The 16531-nt window shown below is 68.7% G+C and carries 20 protein-coding genes and 1 tRNA gene; 11 read left to right on the top strand and 10 right to left on the bottom strand.

Going from position 1 to position 16531, the window contains the following annotated elements:
• Nucleotides 1–402: 402 nt before the first annotated feature.
• The 3 genes from VE172_RS04825 to VE172_RS04815 form a co-directional block, all read right to left on the bottom strand.
• Complete coding sequence (locus VE172_RS04825; RefSeq protein ID WP_349258258.1) at nucleotides 403–1434, bottom strand: SIS domain-containing protein; 1032 nt, start codon at nucleotides 1432–1434, stop codon at nucleotides 403–405.
• A 163-nt stretch (nucleotides 1435–1597) separates the two neighbouring features.
• Complete coding sequence (locus VE172_RS04820; RefSeq protein ID WP_324797949.1) at nucleotides 1598–2095, bottom strand: GNAT family N-acetyltransferase; 498 nt, start codon at nucleotides 2093–2095, stop codon at nucleotides 1598–1600.
• 9 nt (nucleotides 2096–2104) lie between these two features.
• The gene (locus VE172_RS04815; protein ID WP_324797945.1) at nucleotides 2105–2320 is read right to left on the bottom strand and encodes a biotin/lipoyl-binding carrier protein; all 216 of its coding nucleotides are present in this window, start codon (nucleotides 2318–2320) and stop codon (nucleotides 2105–2107) included.
• Between the two features lie 122 nt (nucleotides 2321–2442).
• On the opposite strand from VE172_RS04815, the gene VE172_RS25655 reads away from it, so the two are divergent.
• A complete protein-coding gene (locus VE172_RS25655) occupies nucleotides 2443–2517 on the top strand; it encodes a 50S ribosomal protein bL37 (RefSeq protein WP_414715064.1) in 75 nt (24 codons plus the stop codon).
• 76 nt (nucleotides 2518–2593) lie between these two features.
• Here the strand turns inward: VE172_RS25655 and VE172_RS04810 are convergent, their stop codons facing one another.
• Nucleotides 2594–4222, bottom strand: coding sequence for an MDR family MFS transporter (locus VE172_RS04810; protein ID WP_414715063.1), 1629 nt, complete (start codon nucleotides 4220–4222; stop codon nucleotides 2594–2596).
• A 97-nt stretch (nucleotides 4223–4319) separates the two neighbouring features.
• On the opposite strand from VE172_RS04810, the gene VE172_RS04805 reads away from it, so the two are divergent.
• Nucleotides 4320–4904 (top strand): TetR/AcrR family transcriptional regulator, encoded by a 585-nt coding sequence (locus VE172_RS04805; RefSeq protein WP_324797938.1) that lies wholly within the window; start codon nucleotides 4320–4322, stop codon nucleotides 4902–4904.
• Nucleotides 4905–4914: 10 nt separating this feature from the next.
• Here the strand turns inward: VE172_RS04805 and rsrA are convergent, their stop codons facing one another.
• The 4 genes from rsrA to VE172_RS04785 all read right to left on the bottom strand — a co-directional run bounded on the left by rsrA (nucleotide 4915) and on the right by VE172_RS04785 (nucleotide 7398).
• Nucleotides 4915–5172 carry a mycothiol system anti-sigma-R factor gene (gene rsrA / locus VE172_RS04800; RefSeq protein WP_324797936.1) on the bottom strand — a complete coding sequence of 86 codons (258 nt, stop codon included), beginning with the start codon at nucleotides 5170–5172 and terminating at the stop codon, nucleotides 4915–4917.
• Nucleotides 5169–5915 carry a sigma-70 family RNA polymerase sigma factor gene (locus VE172_RS04795; protein ID WP_349258255.1) on the bottom strand — a complete coding sequence of 249 codons (747 nt, stop codon included), beginning with the start codon at nucleotides 5913–5915 and terminating at the stop codon, nucleotides 5169–5171. The genes rsrA and VE172_RS04795 overlap by 4 nt, the downstream gene beginning before the upstream one ends.
• Nucleotides 5916–6190: 275 nt before the next feature.
• Nucleotides 6191–6526 carry a WhiB family transcriptional regulator gene (locus tag VE172_RS04790; protein ID WP_324797931.1) on the bottom strand — a complete coding sequence of 112 codons (336 nt, stop codon included), beginning with the start codon at nucleotides 6524–6526 and terminating at the stop codon, nucleotides 6191–6193.
• Between the two features lie 152 nt (nucleotides 6527–6678).
• Nucleotides 6679–7398, bottom strand: coding sequence for an SOS response-associated peptidase (locus tag VE172_RS04785; protein WP_324797928.1), 720 nt, complete (start codon nucleotides 7396–7398; stop codon nucleotides 6679–6681).
• A gap of 48 nt (nucleotides 7399–7446) precedes the next feature.
• On the opposite strand from VE172_RS04785, the gene aroA reads away from it, so the two are divergent.
• The 4 genes from aroA to VE172_RS04765 all read left to right on the top strand — a co-directional run bounded on the left by aroA (nucleotide 7447) and on the right by VE172_RS04765 (nucleotide 11617).
• Nucleotides 7447–8742 carry a 3-phosphoshikimate 1-carboxyvinyltransferase gene (aroA, locus tag VE172_RS04780; RefSeq protein WP_324797926.1) on the top strand — a complete coding sequence of 432 codons (1296 nt, stop codon included), beginning with the start codon at nucleotides 7447–7449 and terminating at the stop codon, nucleotides 8740–8742.
• Nucleotides 8712–9725 carry a ribosome small subunit-dependent GTPase A gene (rsgA, locus tag VE172_RS04775; protein ID WP_349258254.1) on the top strand — a complete coding sequence of 338 codons (1014 nt, stop codon included), beginning with the start codon at nucleotides 8712–8714 and terminating at the stop codon, nucleotides 9723–9725. Before aroA ends, rsgA begins: the two co-directional genes overlap by 31 nt.
• A gap of 10 nt (nucleotides 9726–9735) precedes the next feature.
• Nucleotides 9736–10521 (top strand): histidinol-phosphatase, encoded by a 786-nt coding sequence (hisN, locus tag VE172_RS04770; protein WP_324797921.1) that lies wholly within the window; start codon nucleotides 9736–9738, stop codon nucleotides 10519–10521.
• A gap of 118 nt (nucleotides 10522–10639) precedes the next feature.
• On the top strand, nucleotides 10640–11617 hold the full coding sequence (locus tag VE172_RS04765) for a hypothetical protein (protein ID WP_324797919.1): 978 nt from the start codon (nucleotides 10640–10642) through the stop codon (nucleotides 11615–11617).
• 7 nt (nucleotides 11618–11624) lie between these two features.
• Here the strand turns inward: VE172_RS04765 and VE172_RS04760 are convergent, their stop codons facing one another.
• Nucleotides 11625–11900: a DUF1876 domain-containing protein gene (locus VE172_RS04760; RefSeq protein WP_324797916.1), complete on the bottom strand. Its 276-nt coding sequence runs from the start codon at nucleotides 11898–11900 to the stop codon at nucleotides 11625–11627.
• A gap of 188 nt (nucleotides 11901–12088) precedes the next feature.
• Between VE172_RS04760 and VE172_RS04755 the strand changes: the two genes are divergently transcribed.
• The 4 genes from VE172_RS04755 (at nucleotide 12089) to VE172_RS04740 (ending at nucleotide 14821) form a co-directional block, all read left to right on the top strand.
• Complete coding sequence (locus tag VE172_RS04755; protein WP_324797913.1) at nucleotides 12089–12922, top strand: hypothetical protein; 834 nt, start codon at nucleotides 12089–12091, stop codon at nucleotides 12920–12922.
• 101 nt (nucleotides 12923–13023) lie between these two features.
• Nucleotides 13024–13884: an endonuclease/exonuclease/phosphatase family protein gene (locus tag VE172_RS04750; protein WP_324797910.1), complete on the top strand. Its 861-nt coding sequence runs from the start codon at nucleotides 13024–13026 to the stop codon at nucleotides 13882–13884.
• Nucleotides 13885–13974: 90 nt separating this feature from the next.
• On the top strand, nucleotides 13975–14682 hold the full coding sequence (locus VE172_RS04745; protein ID WP_324797908.1) for a M50 family metallopeptidase: 708 nt from the start codon (nucleotides 13975–13977) through the stop codon (nucleotides 14680–14682).
• A gap of 65 nt (nucleotides 14683–14747) precedes the next feature.
• Nucleotides 14748–14821, top strand: a tRNA-Met gene (locus tag VE172_RS04740).
• A gap of 148 nt (nucleotides 14822–14969) precedes the next feature.
• On the opposite strand, the gene VE172_RS04735 is transcribed toward VE172_RS04740, so the two are convergent.
• Nucleotides 14970–15452 carry a GbsR/MarR family transcriptional regulator gene (locus tag VE172_RS04735; RefSeq protein ID WP_324797906.1) on the bottom strand — a complete coding sequence of 161 codons (483 nt, stop codon included), beginning with the start codon at nucleotides 15450–15452 and terminating at the stop codon, nucleotides 14970–14972.
• 59 nt (nucleotides 15453–15511) lie between these two features.
• Here VE172_RS04735 and VE172_RS04730 point away from each other — a divergent pair, with 59 nt between their 5' ends.
• Complete coding sequence (locus VE172_RS04730) at nucleotides 15512–16384, top strand: SAM-dependent methyltransferase (RefSeq protein WP_324797904.1); 873 nt, start codon at nucleotides 15512–15514, stop codon at nucleotides 16382–16384.
• Nucleotides 16385–16531 lie beyond the last annotated feature (147 nt).

Here is a 16531-nt window from a genome sequence, read left to right as displayed (position 1 = left end):
CCGATCACGGTCGCCAACAGGACACATTGGAACACCATGCTCGCGTGCTGATAAAACTCAAAGGACAGCTGATCGAAATACTCCCCCACATATTGAAAAAATCCCAATATCCTCCTCCGTCCTATTGCGTCAACGCGTCGGACCGGGACCATTTGGGCACTACCCGGCCGACTCAAGCACCTGACGATATCGATATTCAGCCGTTCGTGCGGTCGACGAACTCGGCCATTCGTTATCGAGTTGAAACAGTAGTGCCGAATTGTCGACCCGGCGTGGAGGCCGCGCTCACGCAATGTATGCCAAGTGCGGTACGGAGGCCTCTCCGATCGTTATCAAACGGAGACCTGGGGGCCATCTGGCGATGGTCTGTTTGTTGACAATCTTCAGTCCAGACAGTAGGACCTAGAGCGTCTCGGTGACCTTGCGCAGACCGCGCGGCGCGTCGGGGTTCTCGCCGCGGGTCAGCGCCAGCGCCAGCGCCAGCCGTTGCAGCGGAAGGATGTCCAAAAGGGGCGCGAAGCGCTCGTCGACGGACGGGGTGGGAATCCACATCGCGGCACCCTCCACTTCGTCCGGACCGACCGCCACGACGTCGGCGCGGCGCTCCCCCAGCCGGCCGATCACGTCGCGCATCGCCTCGCCGCCGGGACCGTTGCCGACGACGGCCAGCACCGGTACGTCGGGGTCGGTCATGGCCAGCGGGCCGTGCAGCAGGTCCGCGCCGGAGAAGGCCAGCGCCGACATGTAGGACGTCTCCATGAGCTTCAGGGCGGTCTCGCGCGCCGTGGGGTAGGCGTAGCCGCGGCCGGTGGTCACCAGGCGCTCGGCGAAGCGGAAGCGCGGCGCCAGCTGCGCGGCGGTCTCGTCGTCCAGGACGGTGCGGGCCAGTTCGGGCAGCGCCGCCACGGCCGCGGCCTCGGCGTCGCTGAGGCGGCCGTCGCCGGAACGGATTCCCTCGACGAGCATGAGCAGCGCCAGCAGCTCGCTGGTGTAGGTCTTGGTGGCGGCCACGGCGCGCTCGTGCCCGGCGGACACGTCGATGTGCAGTTCGGCCTGTGTGGACAGCGCGGAGTCGGGGTTGTTGGTGACGGCGAGGGTCTGGGCCCCGGATTCGCCGGCCACCCGCAGCACCTCGGCGATGTCGGGGGAGCCGCCCGACTGCGAGACCCCGACGACCAGAGCCTCGGACAGGTCGGGGCGGGCGCCGTACACGGTGATCGAGGACGGCGAGGCCAGCCCGGCGGGGATGCCGAGCCGGATCTCGGTGAGGTAGGCGGCGTACAGGGCGGCGTGGTCGGAGGTGCCGCGCGCGGCGAACAGCACGAAGCGGGGCCGCTTGGCGGCCACCCGCGCGGCCACCTCGGCGATGGGCGCGGCCTGGGTGTCGGCCAGCCGCGCGAACACCTCGGGCTGCTCGGCGATGTCGGCGGTCATCCCGGAACCGGGACGCGGCGCCGGCGCCGCGTCCGCCGTGGCGTCCGACGCGGACCTGGCGGCTTGTTCCTGGCTCATGACAACCCCTACACGCTCGTTGTATGCGCGAAACTGCGCACCACGAGCATATTCCGCGCAACAGCGATCGGGGGGCGGAGGGCTCCTACAGTGACGCCCGCAACGCCACCAGGTCGATGCCGGGGCGCGGCGACCAGTCGCGCTCGGGCAGTCGGGTGAATCCCAGGGACTCGTACAGGCGGTGGGCGGGGCCGGTGCCCCCGCCGCGGGTGCAGATCACCGCCGAGTGGCAGCCGAGCTGTCGGCCGCGCTCCAGACAGGCGTTCACCAGCGCCCGGCCGACGCCGCGGCCCTGGAAGGCCGGCGCCACGGCGAGCATCCGGAACTCCAGCTCGCCGACGCGGCTGACCTCGGCCATCGGGCTGCCGGGCGGGCAGATCGTCACGGTGCCCGCCGCCGCGCCCGTGTCGGGGTCCACGGCCACCAGCAGCTCGGCCTCGCGGGCGCGAAAGGCGGCGTCGCGCAGCCGATGGACGTACTCGTTGCCGTCGGCGAGCTGCCCGTCCGCGTCGTAGGCCGCCACGGAAACCTCCCCGATGGCGGCCAGCTCCGACTCGCGGGCCCGCCGGATCTCGAAGTCCATCGTGGACCCCTATTCGACCCTGGCGATCAGGTCGCCCTCCTGGACCACGTCGCCCTCGTTGACGGCGATCTCCACGACGGTGCCGCCGTCCTCGGAGTGCACCGGGATCTCCATCTTCATGGATTCAAGAATGACGATGGGATCGTCCTCGGTGATCTCGTCACCCTGCTTGGCGACGACCTTCCACACGTTCGCCACCATTTCGGCGCGAATTTCCTCGGCCACGACCGCCTCCTTCACTCTGGTTGGGCCAGCCGGATCACAATATACGGTCACGCGGTCAGCTCTCGGCCTGCTTCAACGGGTGCGTAAGCTGGACCGTCGACTTACCGCGAGGAGGGATCGAAATGGCGAAGCGTGCACGCAAGCGCAGGGCGCGTAAGAAAAAGGGCGCCAACCACGGCAAGCGCCCCAACGCCTGAGCGCCGAAACGCGAAGCCGGACCCTTGATTCGATCAAGGGCCCGGCATTTCGCTTTCCGGCGGGAAGAAGAAGTACCTACTTCGCGACGGCCCCCACCGGCTCGTCGGAGCCCTCGGCCGGCGGCGCCGCGTCCTCCTTCTTCAGGTTCGCGGTGGACCGCAGCGGCACCTCCTTGATGAACCAGGCCAGCAGGAACGCCACGGCCGCGAACGGGATCGTCCAGATGAACACCGTGGTGATCGCGTCGGTGACACCGCTGGTGATGATGCCGTGGAACGGTTCGGGGATCTTCGACACCTTGGACGGGTCGAGCCCGTTGCCGCTGCTGCTACCAGCGTCGCTGCTGGTGAAGGCGGCGGCCATCTTGGCGGGCAGCTGATCCTTGTGGTTGGTCAGGTAGTCGGTCAGGCGGTTGGAGAACACCGCGCCGAACATCGCCACACCCACCGAACCACCGATGTTCCGCAGGAACGTCGAGGTGCTGGAGGCGACGCCGATGTCGTTTTGCGGCGCGCTGTTCTGCGCCACCAGCATGGTGATCTGCATGAGCAGACCCAGGCCGATGCCGAACAGCACCATGTACAGCGCCAGCCGCCATTCCTGGGTGTCGACGGTCAGCGTGGTCAGCAGCGACATGCCGCCGATCATCACGGCGCCACCCAGGATCGGGAAGATCTTGTACCGCCCGGTGCGGGTGACGATCTGCCCGGCCGCCAGCGAGAAGGTCATGGCGCCCAGCATCATCGGGATGAAGAACAGCCCCGACTCGGTGGGCGTCAGCTTCTGGACGATCTGCTGATACATCGGCAGGAACGTCATGGCCCCGAACATCGCGAAGCCCTGCAGGAAGCCGATCACGTTGATCAGGCTGAAGTTGCGGTTGCGGAACAGCCGCAACGGAAGCACGGGCTCGGAGACGAAGCTCTCCACGATGAGGAACGCGACCAGCGCCGCCACCGAGACCCCGCCCAGGGTGAGGATCTGCCAGGAGTCCCAGTCGTACTGCGTGCCGCCCCAGGTGGTGACCAACACGACACCCGCGGACACGATGGACAGCAGGATGATGCCGAAGTAGTCGATCCTCGACTTGTTCTTGTGCTTGGGCAGGTGCAGCGTGAACGCGATGATGAGCAGCGCGATCAGGCCCAGCGGCAGGTTGATGTAGAAGGCCCAGCGCCAGTTGACGTGGTCGGTGAGGAAGCCACCGGCCAGCGGGCCGCCGATGGTGGCGACCATCATGACCGCGGCCATGAAGCCCTGGTAGCGGCCGCGCTCGCGGGGCGGGACCAGGTCGCCGAGGATGGCCATCACGCCGACCATCAGGCCGCCGGCGCCCAGGCCCTGCAGGGCGCGGAAGGCGATGAGCTGTTCCATGCTCTGCGCGGCGCCGGAGGCTGCCGAGCCGATGAGGAACACCCCGATGGCGAACATGAACAAACGTTTGCGTCCGTACAGGTCACCGAGCTTGCCGTACAACGGCGTGGTGATCGTGGCGGCCAGGATGTACGCCGTCACCACCCAGGACATGTGGTTATAACCACCAAAATCCCCCACGATCGTCGGCAACGCGGTACCCACAATGGTGTTATCCAGCATCGCCAGCAGGATCGCCAACATGAGGCCCGGCAACACCACCAGCACCTCCCGGCGCAGGGGCGGTTTGGACACGCCCTCGACTGCGCCGGTAATGTCCGACTTCGACATACGACTCCTTCACGAAAAACTGACCGGTCGGCAAGTAACTTCGTGAGCTACGATAGATCGGCAACTAGCCGGACGGCAAGTAAGTTTAGGGAGACCGATGAGTGAGGCGCGCGACACCCGCGAGCGAATCAAGCAGGTCGCCATGGAACTGTTCAGCGAACAGGGCTATGACGGCACCTCGCTGCGCGAGATCGCCGAGCGCCTGGGCCTGACGAAGGCCGCCCTGTACTACCACTTTAAGACCAAGGACGACATCGCCCTGAGCTACTTCGACGATTTCAACGCCGAGGTCACCGGGCTGTGCGAATGGGCGCGCGAACAGGAGCCGTCCCTGGACACCCGGCGCGAGATGCTGCGGCGCTACTCCGACCTGCTGGCCACGCACGGGCCCACCATGCGGTTCATGCACCACAACCAGCCCGCCCTGCAGAGGCTGCAGAAGGAAAAGGGCTCCAACAACTACAAGGAGCGGATGCGCCAGCTCAACCACCTGCTGGTCGCCTCGGACGCCCCGATGATTCAGCGCCTGCGCGCCGTCGACGCCATCCTCACCATGCACATCGCGTGGTTCGTGGAGCTCGAGGGCGAGCCCACTCCCGAGGAACTCCAGCAGCCCGCGCTGGACATCGCCATGGAGCTGCTGGACACCAACGAACGCGAGCTGTCGGCCGCGAACGGCTAGGAGGAGGAGTTCAGCCGAGGTTGAACTTGGAGAGTTTCTCGCGCAGCCGCGCCTTCACCTCGACCGGCGCGGTCTCGTTGGAGCAGCACCGGTGTACCAGGGCCCGCACATCCTGCTCGATGCCGTATTCGGCAAGGCAAGGAGAGCACTCGGCCAGGTGCTTCTTGATGATGTCCCGGCGCGCGGAGGCACACTCGGAGTCCAGATAGAAATAGACCTCCGCCAGTACCTCGCGACAGTCCACATCGTGCGGTTCACCGCAGCTCACCGTTTGACCTCCTCGTCATCGTCCGCGGCCGCGAAGCCCCGCTGCGCCGCGTACTCCTGAAGCATGTCCCGCAGCTGTCGCCGACCGCGATGCAGCCGCGACATCACCGTCCCGATGGGGGTGCCCATGATCTCGGCGATCTCCTTGTAGGCGAAGCCCTCGACGTCCGCCAAATACACCGCCAGGCGAAACTCCTCCGGCAGCCGCGCCAGCGCGTCCTTGACGTCGGAGTCGGGCAGGCTGTCCAGCGCCTCGGTCTCGGCCGAGCGCAGCCCCTTGGAGGTGTGCGACTCGGCGGCGGCCAGCTGCCAGTCGGTGATCTCGTCGGTCGGGGACTGCAGCGGCTGGCGCTTGCGCTTGCGGTAGGAGTTGATGTACGTGTTGGTGAGGATCCGGTACATCCAGGCGCGCAGGTTGGTGCCCGCGCGGAACTGGTGGAAGGCGCTGAACGCCTTCAGGTACGTCTCCTGGACCAGGTCCTCGGCGTCCTGGGGGTTGCGGGTCATCCGCAGGCCAGCACCATAGAGCTGGTCGACCAGCGGCATCGCGTCACGCTCGAAGCGCGCGCGTCGCTCATCGGTCGACTCGGCCTGCTCGACGTCGGCCACCGGCTCCCCTCTCGTTGCCTGCTGCGGCGAGGGTACGTCACTGGGGTGATCGACGGGCCAGTCAGGGGCATTGAGCAGTCGCTGCAGCCGCCGGGTGTCGATCGACTCGACTCGTTCGCGAGTGGAGGCCATCATCACGGTTCAGCCGTTCCTTTCCCAGCACCGCCAGCGGGTGCCGTCACGACCGATGTAACAGCGCCCCGCCTCGCGGCATTCCGGGTTCCGGGCGGGGTCATGTCACACCCCGTCTCGTCGCTCGGCGTAACCATCCGTATACGCGATCGTTATCCCCGGTGGACCCATTCGGGATCTCCCATCACAGGCCATTTGGTCTGTGCGCCAACCTCCCAGGCCCTGCCCGGGCCCTGCCGCCGACACCGCGGCGGGGTCCGGGATGGGAGGGGCCCAGGTCACGCGACCGGTACCGCGTCCCGCCAGGCCACGAACATCGCCTGGCGTTCCCGGGGCGTGGTGCCGCCCCACACGCCGTTGCGGTCGCCGGCCTCCAGCGCCGAGGCCAGGCAGGCCGAGCGCACCGCGCAGCCCGAGCACAGCGCCAGGGCGGCGTGCGGGGTCTGGTTGGATTGCGGTTCGGGAAAGAAGGTTTCGGGGTCGACCGACAGGCAGCGCCCCCGCATCCGCCATTCCGGGTCGGTGTGACCCACGTGAAGGGCTCGACGCAGCCGGGGGTCCCGGCGCGCCGTCTCGATCTCTTCCGGCTTCGGGCCCTTGTGTGACCGGCTCATTGGGCATCAGCCTCTCGCATCGATCGCTGGCTCTCGGGCGCGGACGATTATGGAATCCGCGCGTGCATAGTGCTGTGTTTTACAGCACAGGGCGAAGCGAAATCAAGGTATCAACTGCGAATTGGACCAAACGTACGGTACCGACAGGGCTTTTAGAACAGCGTCGGGCGCGCGTCGGTCCCGGCCGAAGTCCCGCCCGCCTCGGGTTCCGCCTCGATCAATTGTGGAGCGTCATTGCGGACGTTGCCGACCGCCCGGCCCACCGGCCGGATCTCCAATTCGGACAACAGCGCCGTGCCCGGGGGCTCCAGCAGGTCGCCGTCCGGTTCCTCCTCGCCCAGCCAGGCGGCGTACCGCTCCGGGCCCAGAAGGAGCGGCATCCGGTCGTGCACGCGTTCCAGGTCCCCGATCGCCTCGGTGGTCAGGATGGTGCAGCTCAGGATCGGCTCCTCCTTGTCCCAGAAGTCCCACAGCCCCGCGAACACCAGCGGCCGGCCGGGACCTGCGGTCATGAAGTATGGCTGCTTTCCCCCGTCGGGGAGCTTGCGCCACTCGTACCAGCCGTCGGCCGGGACCAGGCAGCGCTTGCGGGCGAAGGGCGAGCGGTAGGCCGACTTGGTGGCGACGGTCTCGCTGCGCGCGTTGAACATTCGGGTGCCCACCGACGGGTCCTTGGCCCACGACGGCACCAGGCCCCAGCGCGCCGCGCTCACCACCCGCGAGGAGTGCGTGCGGGAGCGGCGCACCACGGGGACCATCCGGGTGGGCGCCAGGTTGTAGCTGGGGTGAACGGCGTCGCCGGAGTCGTCGAGCGCCTCGAAAAGCAGCGCCAGGTCGGCCACGGAGAGCGTGGAAACGTAACGTCCGCACATGTCCTCACACTACGTTCGCCCTGAGACACCCCCAAGTACTCTGGGCGCGTGAGTGAAACCCGTGTTCCCGACGCCGTGCGCTGGGGCGCTCCCGTGGCGTCCGGGGCGGTGGACGGACGGGTGGGGCTGCCGGGTTCGAAGTCGATGACCGCCCGGGCCCTGGTGCTGTCGGCCGCGGCGCGCACCGCCGGTTCGCTGGCGGACCCGCTGGCCGCCCGCGACACCGCGCTGATGGCCGCGGCGCTGCGCGCCCTGGGAATCCGGGTGGACACCACCAACGAGGCACTGTGGACGATCGAGCCGCGCCCGCTGTCGGGCCCCGCCACCGTCGACTGCGGACTGGCGGGAACGGTGATGCGCTTCCTTCCGCCGCTGGCCGCGCTTGCCGACGGCCGCGTCGACTTCGACGGCGATCCGCACGCCCGCAAGCGCCCCATGGGTCCGCTGCTGCGGGCGCTGACGGCGCTCGGGGTGAGGCTCGACGGCGACCGCGCGTCGCTGCCGTTCTCCATATTGGGCTCCGGCAGGGTCACCGGCGGCGAGGTCACCGTGGACGCCTCGGCGTCCAGCCAGCTGGTGTCGGGTCTGCTGCTGTCGGCGCCGCGCTTCGACCGGGGCCTAGTGCTGCGGCACGTCGGCCCGCCGGTGCCCTCGGCCCCGCACCTGCGCATGACCGTGGACATGTTGCGCGCCACCGGCGCCACCGTGGACGACTCCCGTCCCGACGTGTGGGAGGTGGGGCCGTGCCTGGCCGACGGGCGCGGCTGGGACATCGAGCCCGACCTTTCCAACGCCGCACCCTTCCTGGCCGCCGCGGTGGCCACCGGCGGGACCGTGACGATTCCCGGCTGGCCCGCCCGCACCAGCCAGCCCGGCGACGCGCTGCGCGGCCTGCTCGACGCGCTCGGCGCCACCGTCGGCTTCGGACCCGACGGCCTCACGGTCGCGGGAACCGGAACCATCACCGGCATCGACGCCGACCTGTCCGAAGTGGGCGAGCTGACGCCCGTGGTCGCGGCGCTGTGCGCCCTGGCCGACTCGCCGTCGCGGCTGTCGGGCATCGCGCACCTGCGCGGGCACGAGACCGACCGGCTCGCCGCGCTGGCGACCGAGCTCAACCGGCTCGGCGGCGACGTCGCCGAGACCGACGACGGCCTGCGGATCCGGCCCCGGCCGCTGCGCGCGGCGGTGTTCGACACCTACGACGACCACCGGATGGCGCAGGCGGGCGCCGTGCTCGGGCTGGTCGTCCCCGGCCTCGAGCTGTCCGATGTGGCCTGCACGTCCAAGACGCTTCCGGACTTCCCCGACTTGTGGGCCGCACTGGTAGGGGCGCGGCCCTGACCCGGCGTCGGCAATACGACGAGGACGACGTGAGGGTTCGTCCCGGTCGCGGCACCCGTCCGCGCACCCGGATTCGCCCCAAGCACGCCGACGCCGTGGACGGCTTCGTCGTCACCGTCGACCGGGGCCGCTACACCTGCCGCGTCGCCGACGGCCGCGACGTGACCGCGATGCGGGCCCGCGAGCTGGGCCGCAAGGGCGTCGTGGTGGGCGACAAGGTGAGCCTGGTCGGCGACACCAGCGGTTCCGCCGGCAGCCTGGCGCGCATCGTGCGCATCGCCGAGCGCTACGGGCAGCTGCGCCGCACCGCCGACGACGACGACACCACCGAGCGCATCATCGTGGCCAATGTGGACCAGCTGGTGGTGGTGGCCTCGCTGGCCGATCCCCCGCCCCGCACCGGCTTCATCGACCGCTGCCTGGTGGCGGCCTTCGACGCCGACATCCCGGTCCTGTTGTGCCTCACCAAGGAAGACCTCGAGGACGGGTCGCTGGCGGAGGTGCACCACTATTACGGCGACCTCGAGGTGGACTCGGTGACCTGCCGCCCCGACGGTCCGCTGGGCGAGCTGCGAGACAAGCTGCGCGGGCGGCTTTCCGTCCTGATCGGGCATTCCGGCGTGGGAAAGTCCACGCTGGTCAACCGCCTGGTGCCCGCGGCCGACCGCGACGTCGGCGTCGTCAGCGCCATCGGCAAGGGGCGTCACACCTCCACCAGCGCCATCGCCGTCGAGCTGCCCAGCGGCGGCTGGATCGTCGACACCCCGGGGGTGCGTTCCTTCGGCCTGGCGCACGTCTCGGCGGACTCCCTGCTGCACGCCTTCGGCGATCTCGCCGAGGTCGCCACCGGCTGCCCGCGCGGCTGTGACCACACCGGGGCGACGGGAGACTGCGCGCTGGACGGCCTGCGCGACGCCGACGGGAACCTGCCGCAGCGCGTAGTGTCCTACCGGCGGCTATTGGATTCCTTGACAGGTCAATAGACTGACCGTCATGTCTTCCTACGCCGACGATCTGGGCCTTGCCCAGATGCTGGCCGACTCCGCCGATTCCCAAGCCATGGATCGGTTTCGTGCCCAGGACCTGCGCGTGGAAACCAAGCCCGACATGACGCCGGTGACCGACGCCGACATGGCGGTCGAAAAGGCGATGCGCTCCACGCTGTCGCGGGCGCGGCCCCGCGACGGCGTCTACGGCGAGGAGTTCGGCGACCAGCCCGGCACGGGCTCGCGCCGCTGGGTCATCGACCCGATCGACGGCACCAAGAACTTCGTCCGCGGCGTGCCCGTGTGGGCCACCCTGATCGCGCTGTTCGAGGGCACCGAGCCCGTCGTCGGCGTGGTGTCGGCGCCCGCGCTGGGGCGGCGCTGGTGGGCGGGCAAGGGCACCGGCGCCTACGCCGGGCGCCACCGCAACCGCACCCGCCGCCTGGAGGTGTCGGGGGTGCGCCGCCTGTCCAACGCCTCGATCAGCTACTCGAGCCTGCCCAGCTGGTTCGACCACCGCCGGGGACCGGAGATGGTGGACCTGCTGCGCGGCTGCTGGCGCAGCCGGGGCTATGGCGACTTCTACAGCTACGTGCTGGTCGCCGAGGGCGCCGTCGACATCGCCTGCGAACCCGAGGTGGCGCTGTGGGACCTGGCGCCGCTGTCGATCCTCGTGACCGAGGCCGGGGGCACCTTCACCGATCTGGGCGGCAAGCCCGGCCCCGACGGCGGCTCGGCGGTCGCCACCAACGGCCTGCTGCACGACCAGGTCCTGGGCATCATCGGCAATTAGCCGCGCCACCATCCGACCAGGCCGCCGGGCGGGTATCCGGAAAGCGGATTAACCTCACAGGAGTGTCACGATCGCAACGCACCGCCGTTTCTCATTGCGAAGGGGGCGGTGAATTCGAATGTCAGCGGGTTGGTTCTTCCTCGCGGTGATGATCCTCGCTTACGGCCTGGCGAACTTTCTGCAGGCCGTCGCGGCCAACCGCGAGCGCCCCACCACCACGTTCAATCCCCGGTTGCTGCTCAAGCTGGCCGCCCACAAGACCTATCTGGCGGGCATCGGCTTCCAGATCCTGGGCTTCCTGCTGGCCATCGGGGCGCGCGCCGACCTCCCGCTGTTTCTCGTGCAGGCCGCGGTCGCCGCGGGCCTGGGCGTCACCACCCTGCTGGGCGTGGTCTTCCTGAAGTGGCGGCTGCCGCGCGCCGAGGTGGCGCTGCTGGCGGGGCTGTCGCTGGGCGTGGTGGCGCTGGTGGTGTCGGCCCAGCCGTCGGTGTCGCGCGACCTCAACACCGCCTCGATCCTTTCGCTGGCGGGCTTTTGGCTGCTGATCGCCGTGGCGGGGTGGTTCACCGCCCGCAAGCTGTACGGCGTGCCCGGTTCGGTGGCGCTGGGGTCGCTGGCCGGGCTGGCGTTCGGCGCCGCGGCCGTGGCGTCCCGCCCCCTGGCCAGCGCGATCGACGTGACCGATCTGCTGTCCAACCCGCTTCTGTACATGATCATCGTGCAGTCCCTGACCGGGCAGCTGCTGCTGGCCCTGGCGATGCAGCGCGGCAGCACCACCGCCGCCGTGGCCTCCATGGACGCCGCCTTCGCCGCTCCCGCCGCCGGCGTCGGCCTGCTGTTGCTCGGCGACCAGATCCGTCCCGGCCTGGAGTGGCTGGCGGCGCTGGGCTTCGCGGCCACCCTGGGTACGGTGCTGGCCCTGACCCGCTACGCCGAGCCCCAGCACCACCCGCGGCAGCAGGAGTCGGACGCGCTCGAGGCGCAGGCTCCGCCCCGCGAACTGCCCACAATGGATCCCATTGCGGAGCTGGTGCCACCCGCCATCGACGCGTCCGCGCTCGACAAGCGCCGCGAGGACAAGCCCACCCGGGGCTAGGCCCGCCCTACGGCACGGGGTCCCCGCGCCGCACGTTGATCTCGATCTCGTTTCCCGCGTACGACAGCAGCGCCTGCGTCAGCTGCGACAGGGCGCGGGCGCAGGCGACCTCCTCGCCGATGCGGGCCATGGGCCGATCGGTCGGGTTGCGCCGGGCGTGGCCGGAGCCGTGCAGCTGGCGGCCGGCGGGCGTGTGGAGCGTCGCGGTCGCCACGGTCTGGTCCGGGTTCTCCTCGAACTGGACGTCGACGGTCCAGTGGGAGGTCACGGTTGCCATGGTCATGTCTGCCTCCTTCGTCGGCAGCTGTCCCCCCATTCTCCGCCTCGGCGGCGCCCGATGTTCCGCTTCGGCGACCCAAACCGTTCATCCGTGCCGATTGTCATGTGGCGAAACTCTCGATACGCTGAGTAGTAGGAGAAGTCATCCCCTTCACCTGGCAACCGCATCCAACCACATAGGACGTGACGCCCGTGGCCGAATACGCACCCGAGGGGCTCAAATGGCTCGCCAACGAGATCATCAAGGTGATTCCGTCCGCAGAACTCTCCGGAATCGTGGGGGACTCCAACCACACGTACGGTTACCATCGCGCCCGCGCCGTACTTCCGTCCAGCGACTACAGCGTCAAGACCGCGCCCGACAAGAAGGGCCCCTCGTGGGCCGCGTCCGCTTTGGACATGAAGTACAGCGCGTCATGGATGAAGAAGATCACCAAGCGCCTGCTGGACTCCGCCAAGGACCAGCACGATCCGCGCCTCAACTACATGCGCGAATTCTTCGGCACTTTGGACGGTAAGAAGGTCACCGGCTGGGACACCTACTACGGCAAGCCCGTAACCAGCGACGACTCTCACTTGTGGCATGTGCACATGTCCATCTTGCGCGAGTACTGCGACGACAAGAAGCACCTGGCGAACATCCTGTCCGTAATCAAAGGAGAAGACGACATGGACCTGTCCGACAAAGTCAAGGTCTCCGACTGGATCACCGAGCACTGGGATGGAATCGGCGACACCATCTCCGTCAATACGGCGCTGGGCTCCGGCTACGGGCATGCCCGTCAGGCGAAGGACATCGTCAAGGAGGGCGTCCCCAAGATCCTGGAGGGCCAGCAGGCCATCCTGGACGCCATCAACGGCAAGGGCGCCAGCGCCAAGAGCGCCGCGCTGCCCGATGGCCTGTCCGACAAGCTGACCAAGTCGATCACCGATTCCCTCGCCGACGACCTCGACGGCAAGATGGACCACGACGACCTGTCGGCCGCCGTGAAGAAGGCCGTCGCCAAGGCCCTCAAGCAGGACTGAACCTCCCTCCCCCGGGCGGGTCCGCGGCCCTCCCCCGCACTGGCCGCGGACCCGCCCACTCTTCGCTTGACCCCGCCCCCTCGCCCCGATAGGTTGCCGTCATGCGCTTTCGCCTGCTGCTTTCCGCCGCGTTGAGCGTGCTGACGCTCGCCGTGGCCGCCCCCGCCTTCGCCGCCGACAACGACGACGCGGGCGGCGGCATCCCGCTGACGGTGGCGACGTACAACATTCACGCGGGCGCGGGCATGGACAACGTCTTCGACATCGACCGCACCGCGGCGGCGGTCAGGTCGCTGCACGCCGACGTGGTGGCGCTGCAGGAGGTCGACGTGCACTGGATGGACCGCAGCCAGTGGCGCGACCTGGCCCGCGACCTGTCCCGCCGCACGGGCATGCACGTCTACTTCGGATACATCTACAGCCTCGACCCGCCGAGCCAGGGGGCGCCGCGTCGCGAGTTCGGCAACGCCCTGCTGTCGCGCTACCCGATCCGCCACGCCGTCAACCACGAGATCACGCGCCTATCCACACAGGACCCGAACCCGGTTCCCGCGCTGGCGCCCGGTTTCCCCGAGATCGACATCAAGGTGCGCGGCGAATGGGTGCGCGTGTACGCGACCCACCTGGACTACCGCGCGGACCCGTCGGTGCGCGAGGCCCAGGTCGCCGACATGCTATCCATCATGGACAAGCACCCCGGCACGCCCCACATCCTGCTCGGCGATCTCAACGCCTCGGCCGCCTCCCCCGAGCTGACGCCACTGTGGAGCACCCTGACGGACGCCTGGGGTGCCACCGGCTCGTCCGACCCGGGCTACTCCTACCCCGCCGACAAACCCGACAGCCGCATCGACGTGATCGCCCCCAGCAAGGGGATCGGGGTGCGCTCGGCCGCGGTGGTCGACACGCTGGCCTCCGACCACCGACCCGTCGTGGCCCGCCTGAACATCCCCCGCCACTGAACCCTCCACAAGGGTCGCGGTTAACCGCGCGATTCCCGTCGGCCGCGCGGTTCGGGTATCGTCGCCACCCTCACGCAGAAGGGAGGCGCGATGTCGGACCTGTGGGCCGCGATCGGGGCCACCAACCACCCCCTCGACGAGATCGCCGTCATCGCCACCGGCATCGCCGCGATCGCCGTCGTCCTGGTCCGCGTCACCTGGCGCTGGGCCCGCAACGTCATCACCATCGCCCACGAGGGCGGCCACGCCTTCGTGGCCGTCATCACCGGCCGCAGCCTGCACGGCATCCGCCTGCACGCCGACACCTCGGGCCTGACGTACACCCGCGGGAGCCGCGGCGGCCCCAGCGCCATCCTCACCCTGATCGCGGGCTACCTCACCCCGGCCGTGATCGGCCTGCTGGCGGCCTGGATGCTGTGGCTCGGCAAGGTGGTGCTGCTGCTGTGGATCATGCTGATCCTGTTGGCCGCCATGGCGATCTTCATCCGCAACCTCTACGGAGCCTTCGCCATCATCGTGGTCGGCTTCGCCGTCTTCGCCATCGCCTGGTGGGCAAGCGAAGACGTGCAGACCACAGTGGCCTACGCGGGCGCCTGGTTCATGCTCCTGGGCGCCGTCCGTCCGGTGTGGGAGGTCTGGCTCCAGCGGTCCCGTGGCCAGCAACGCAGCTCGGACCCCGACCAGCTCGCCGAGATCACCCACATCCCGGGCGCCGTCTGGTTGCTCTTCTTCGCACTGTTCAATGTGGCCGTTCTCGCCCTCGGCTTCCGTTTGATGATCCCCGACGGCCTCTGGTGACCCAACGCACGACCCCCACGTTTGCGACCCCCCATGACGTGTTGTAAAGTTGCAAACGCACTCGACGCGGGGTGGAGCAGTTCGGTAGCTCGCCGGGCTCATAACCCGGAGGTCACAGGTTCAAATCCTGTCCCCGCTACGGAAACGGGAAACCCCTGTTTGGCTTTGCCAAACAGGGGTTTCCTTCGCTATTTTTTGCCCGCGCGGAGCGCGGGCGGGCGGGGGCTTCGCCACCCGCACCCCCAACGCCAGTCACGCTTGGTGGGTTAGTGGGGCGGGGGTTTCCCTCAGTTGCGTCGTCGCGGCGGGGCGTTGTCGAAGACACGGGTCATCCATTCGAACGTGTCACGGGCCTCCCTGACGCGCGCGGCTCGGCGGGTGCGAGGCCCGAGAAGGTTCATGCCGTCGGCGGCCAGCTCGCGGAACGCGCCCAGCGAAGCGATCTGGCGACGCACCACGTTGTCCCACGCGTCATCGTCGACGCGGTAATACATCGTGCGTTCGCCCGCGCGGACGCGCGTGGTGACGAACCCCATGGCCACCAGCAGCCGCAGGTTGGTGGTCATCGAACCCCGGCTGGCGCCGATCGCCTCGCCGATCCGGGCGGCCGACTGTTCCGGCGGGTCGCACACCATCAGCCAGCCCAGGCAGCGCGCCGCGATCGGCGACACCCCGTCACGGGCCAGAAAGGCGGCCAGCCTCTCCACCCACTCCAGCAGCGCGGCATCGTCGTCGCGACCGATGGCCGGACGGCGGTCTTCTTTGCTCATGAGTTTTAGTATAAGTTAAAACTCATGAAGTCATTGCTTGAGCTGACGTCGAGGCGATCATGACCAATCCCGCCACCAAGACCGCCATCGGGCCGATGACGGTCGTCGCGATCGAACAACACGAGGCGCCACGGCGCCGCATCATCACCGATCCGCTGGCCCACTCGATGCTGCCTCTCGGGGTGAAGGCGATCGTCAGGGCCTGCGCGGTGCCGATGGTGCGCCGAGCGATGGTCAACGGGCTCGACGGGCAGGCCCCGGGCATGTGGGCATCCTTCTTGTGCCGCAAGCGATACATGGACGACCTGGTGGCCGAGGCGCTCACCGACGGACTACCCCAGGTGGTGATCCTCGGAGCGGGCTTCGACACGCGCGCGTGGCGCCTGGACGTCCCGGCCTCCGCCTCGGTGTTCGAAGTGGACCTCCCGGAGAACATCGCGCGCAAACGCGCCACCCTGCGGCGACTCCTGGACCGCGAGCAGGACAACGTCCACCTGGTGGAGTGCGACTTCGAAACCCAACCGCTCGCCGAGACCTTGGCGGGACACGGCTACCGAGACCAGGACCCGACGGTGTTCGTGTGGGAGGCCGTCACCCAATACCTCACCGAACCCGCCATCCGCGGCACCTTCGAGTTCCTGGCCACCGCGGCACCTCCGAGCCGACTGGCGTTCACCTACATCCGCCGCGACTTCCTCGACGGTGACAACGTGTACGGCGGGGCGGCCATGCGCAGGCGCTTCGTCGACAGGCAACGGTTGTGGAAATTCGGCTGGCACCCCGATGACGTGGCGCCGTTCCTGCGCGAATACGGATGGGCCGAAACCGAACAGCTCGGGCCCGAGCAATACGTGGCCCGATACGTCGCTCCTTCCGGACGCGACCTGCCGGTATCCGAGATCGAACGCATGGCCCGCGCCGACAGGCACTGACCGGCACCCCGACGGCGTACGGCAAACGGCGCGATTGCTCGCGCACCAGGGATTCCTGATGCACGAGGGTTTCGCCGAGGAGACCGCGACCGAACAGGCTCGGGAGGTCGGCGACACCAACCCGTTCGGCGCGTCGCGGGTGACCAA

Source organism: Stackebrandtia sp., from assembly GCF_035643755.1.
In the GTDB taxonomy this organism is placed as follows: domain Bacteria; phylum Actinomycetota; class Actinomycetes; order Mycobacteriales; family Micromonosporaceae; genus Stackebrandtia.
Note: the sequence above shows the minus strand (reverse complement) of the source record. Positions and strands in the feature narration are given on the sequence as shown.

Excerpts from the sequence above, each read along its gene's own strand:
- VE172_RS04735 (WP_324797906.1), bottom strand. The coding sequence starts at position 15,452 with ATGAGCAAAGAAGACCGCCGTCCGGCCATCGGTCGCGACGACGATGCC.
- VE172_RS04805 (WP_324797938.1), top strand. The coding sequence starts at position 4,320 with ATGAGTGAGGCGCGCGACACCCGCGAGCGAATCAAGCAGGTCGCCATG.
- VE172_RS04750 (WP_324797910.1), top strand. The coding sequence starts at position 13,024 with ATGCGCTTTCGCCTGCTGCTTTCCGCCGCGTTGAGCGTGCTGACGCTC.
- VE172_RS04765 (WP_324797919.1), top strand. The coding sequence starts at position 10,640 with ATGTCAGCGGGTTGGTTCTTCCTCGCGGTGATGATCCTCGCTTACGGC.
- VE172_RS04760 (WP_324797916.1), bottom strand. The coding sequence starts at position 11,900 with ATGACCATGGCAACCGTGACCTCCCACTGGACCGTCGACGTCCAGTTC.
- VE172_RS04730 (WP_324797904.1), top strand. The coding sequence starts at position 15,512 with ATGACCAATCCCGCCACCAAGACCGCCATCGGGCCGATGACGGTCGTC.
- hisN (WP_324797921.1), top strand. The coding sequence starts at position 9,736 with ATGTCTTCCTACGCCGACGATCTGGGCCTTGCCCAGATGCTGGCCGAC.
- VE172_RS04825 (WP_349258258.1), bottom strand. The coding sequence starts at position 1,434 with ATGACCGCCGACATCGCCGAGCAGCCCGAGGTGTTCGCGCGGCTGGCC.
- VE172_RS04810 (WP_414715063.1), bottom strand. The coding sequence starts at position 4,222 with ATGTCGAAGTCGGACATTACCGGCGCAGTCGAGGGCGTGTCCAAACCG.
- VE172_RS04795 (WP_349258255.1), bottom strand. The coding sequence starts at position 5,915 with ATGATGGCCTCCACTCGCGAACGAGTCGAGTCGATCGACACCCGGCGG.
- VE172_RS04745 (WP_324797908.1), top strand. The coding sequence starts at position 13,975 with ATGTCGGACCTGTGGGCCGCGATCGGGGCCACCAACCACCCCCTCGAC.
- VE172_RS04820 (WP_324797949.1), bottom strand. The coding sequence starts at position 2,095 with ATGGACTTCGAGATCCGGCGGGCCCGCGAGTCGGAGCTGGCCGCCATC.
- VE172_RS04790 (WP_324797931.1), bottom strand. The coding sequence starts at position 6,526 with ATGAGCCGGTCACACAAGGGCCCGAAGCCGGAAGAGATCGAGACGGCG.
- VE172_RS04785 (WP_324797928.1), bottom strand. The coding sequence starts at position 7,398 with ATGTGCGGACGTTACGTTTCCACGCTCTCCGTGGCCGACCTGGCGCTG.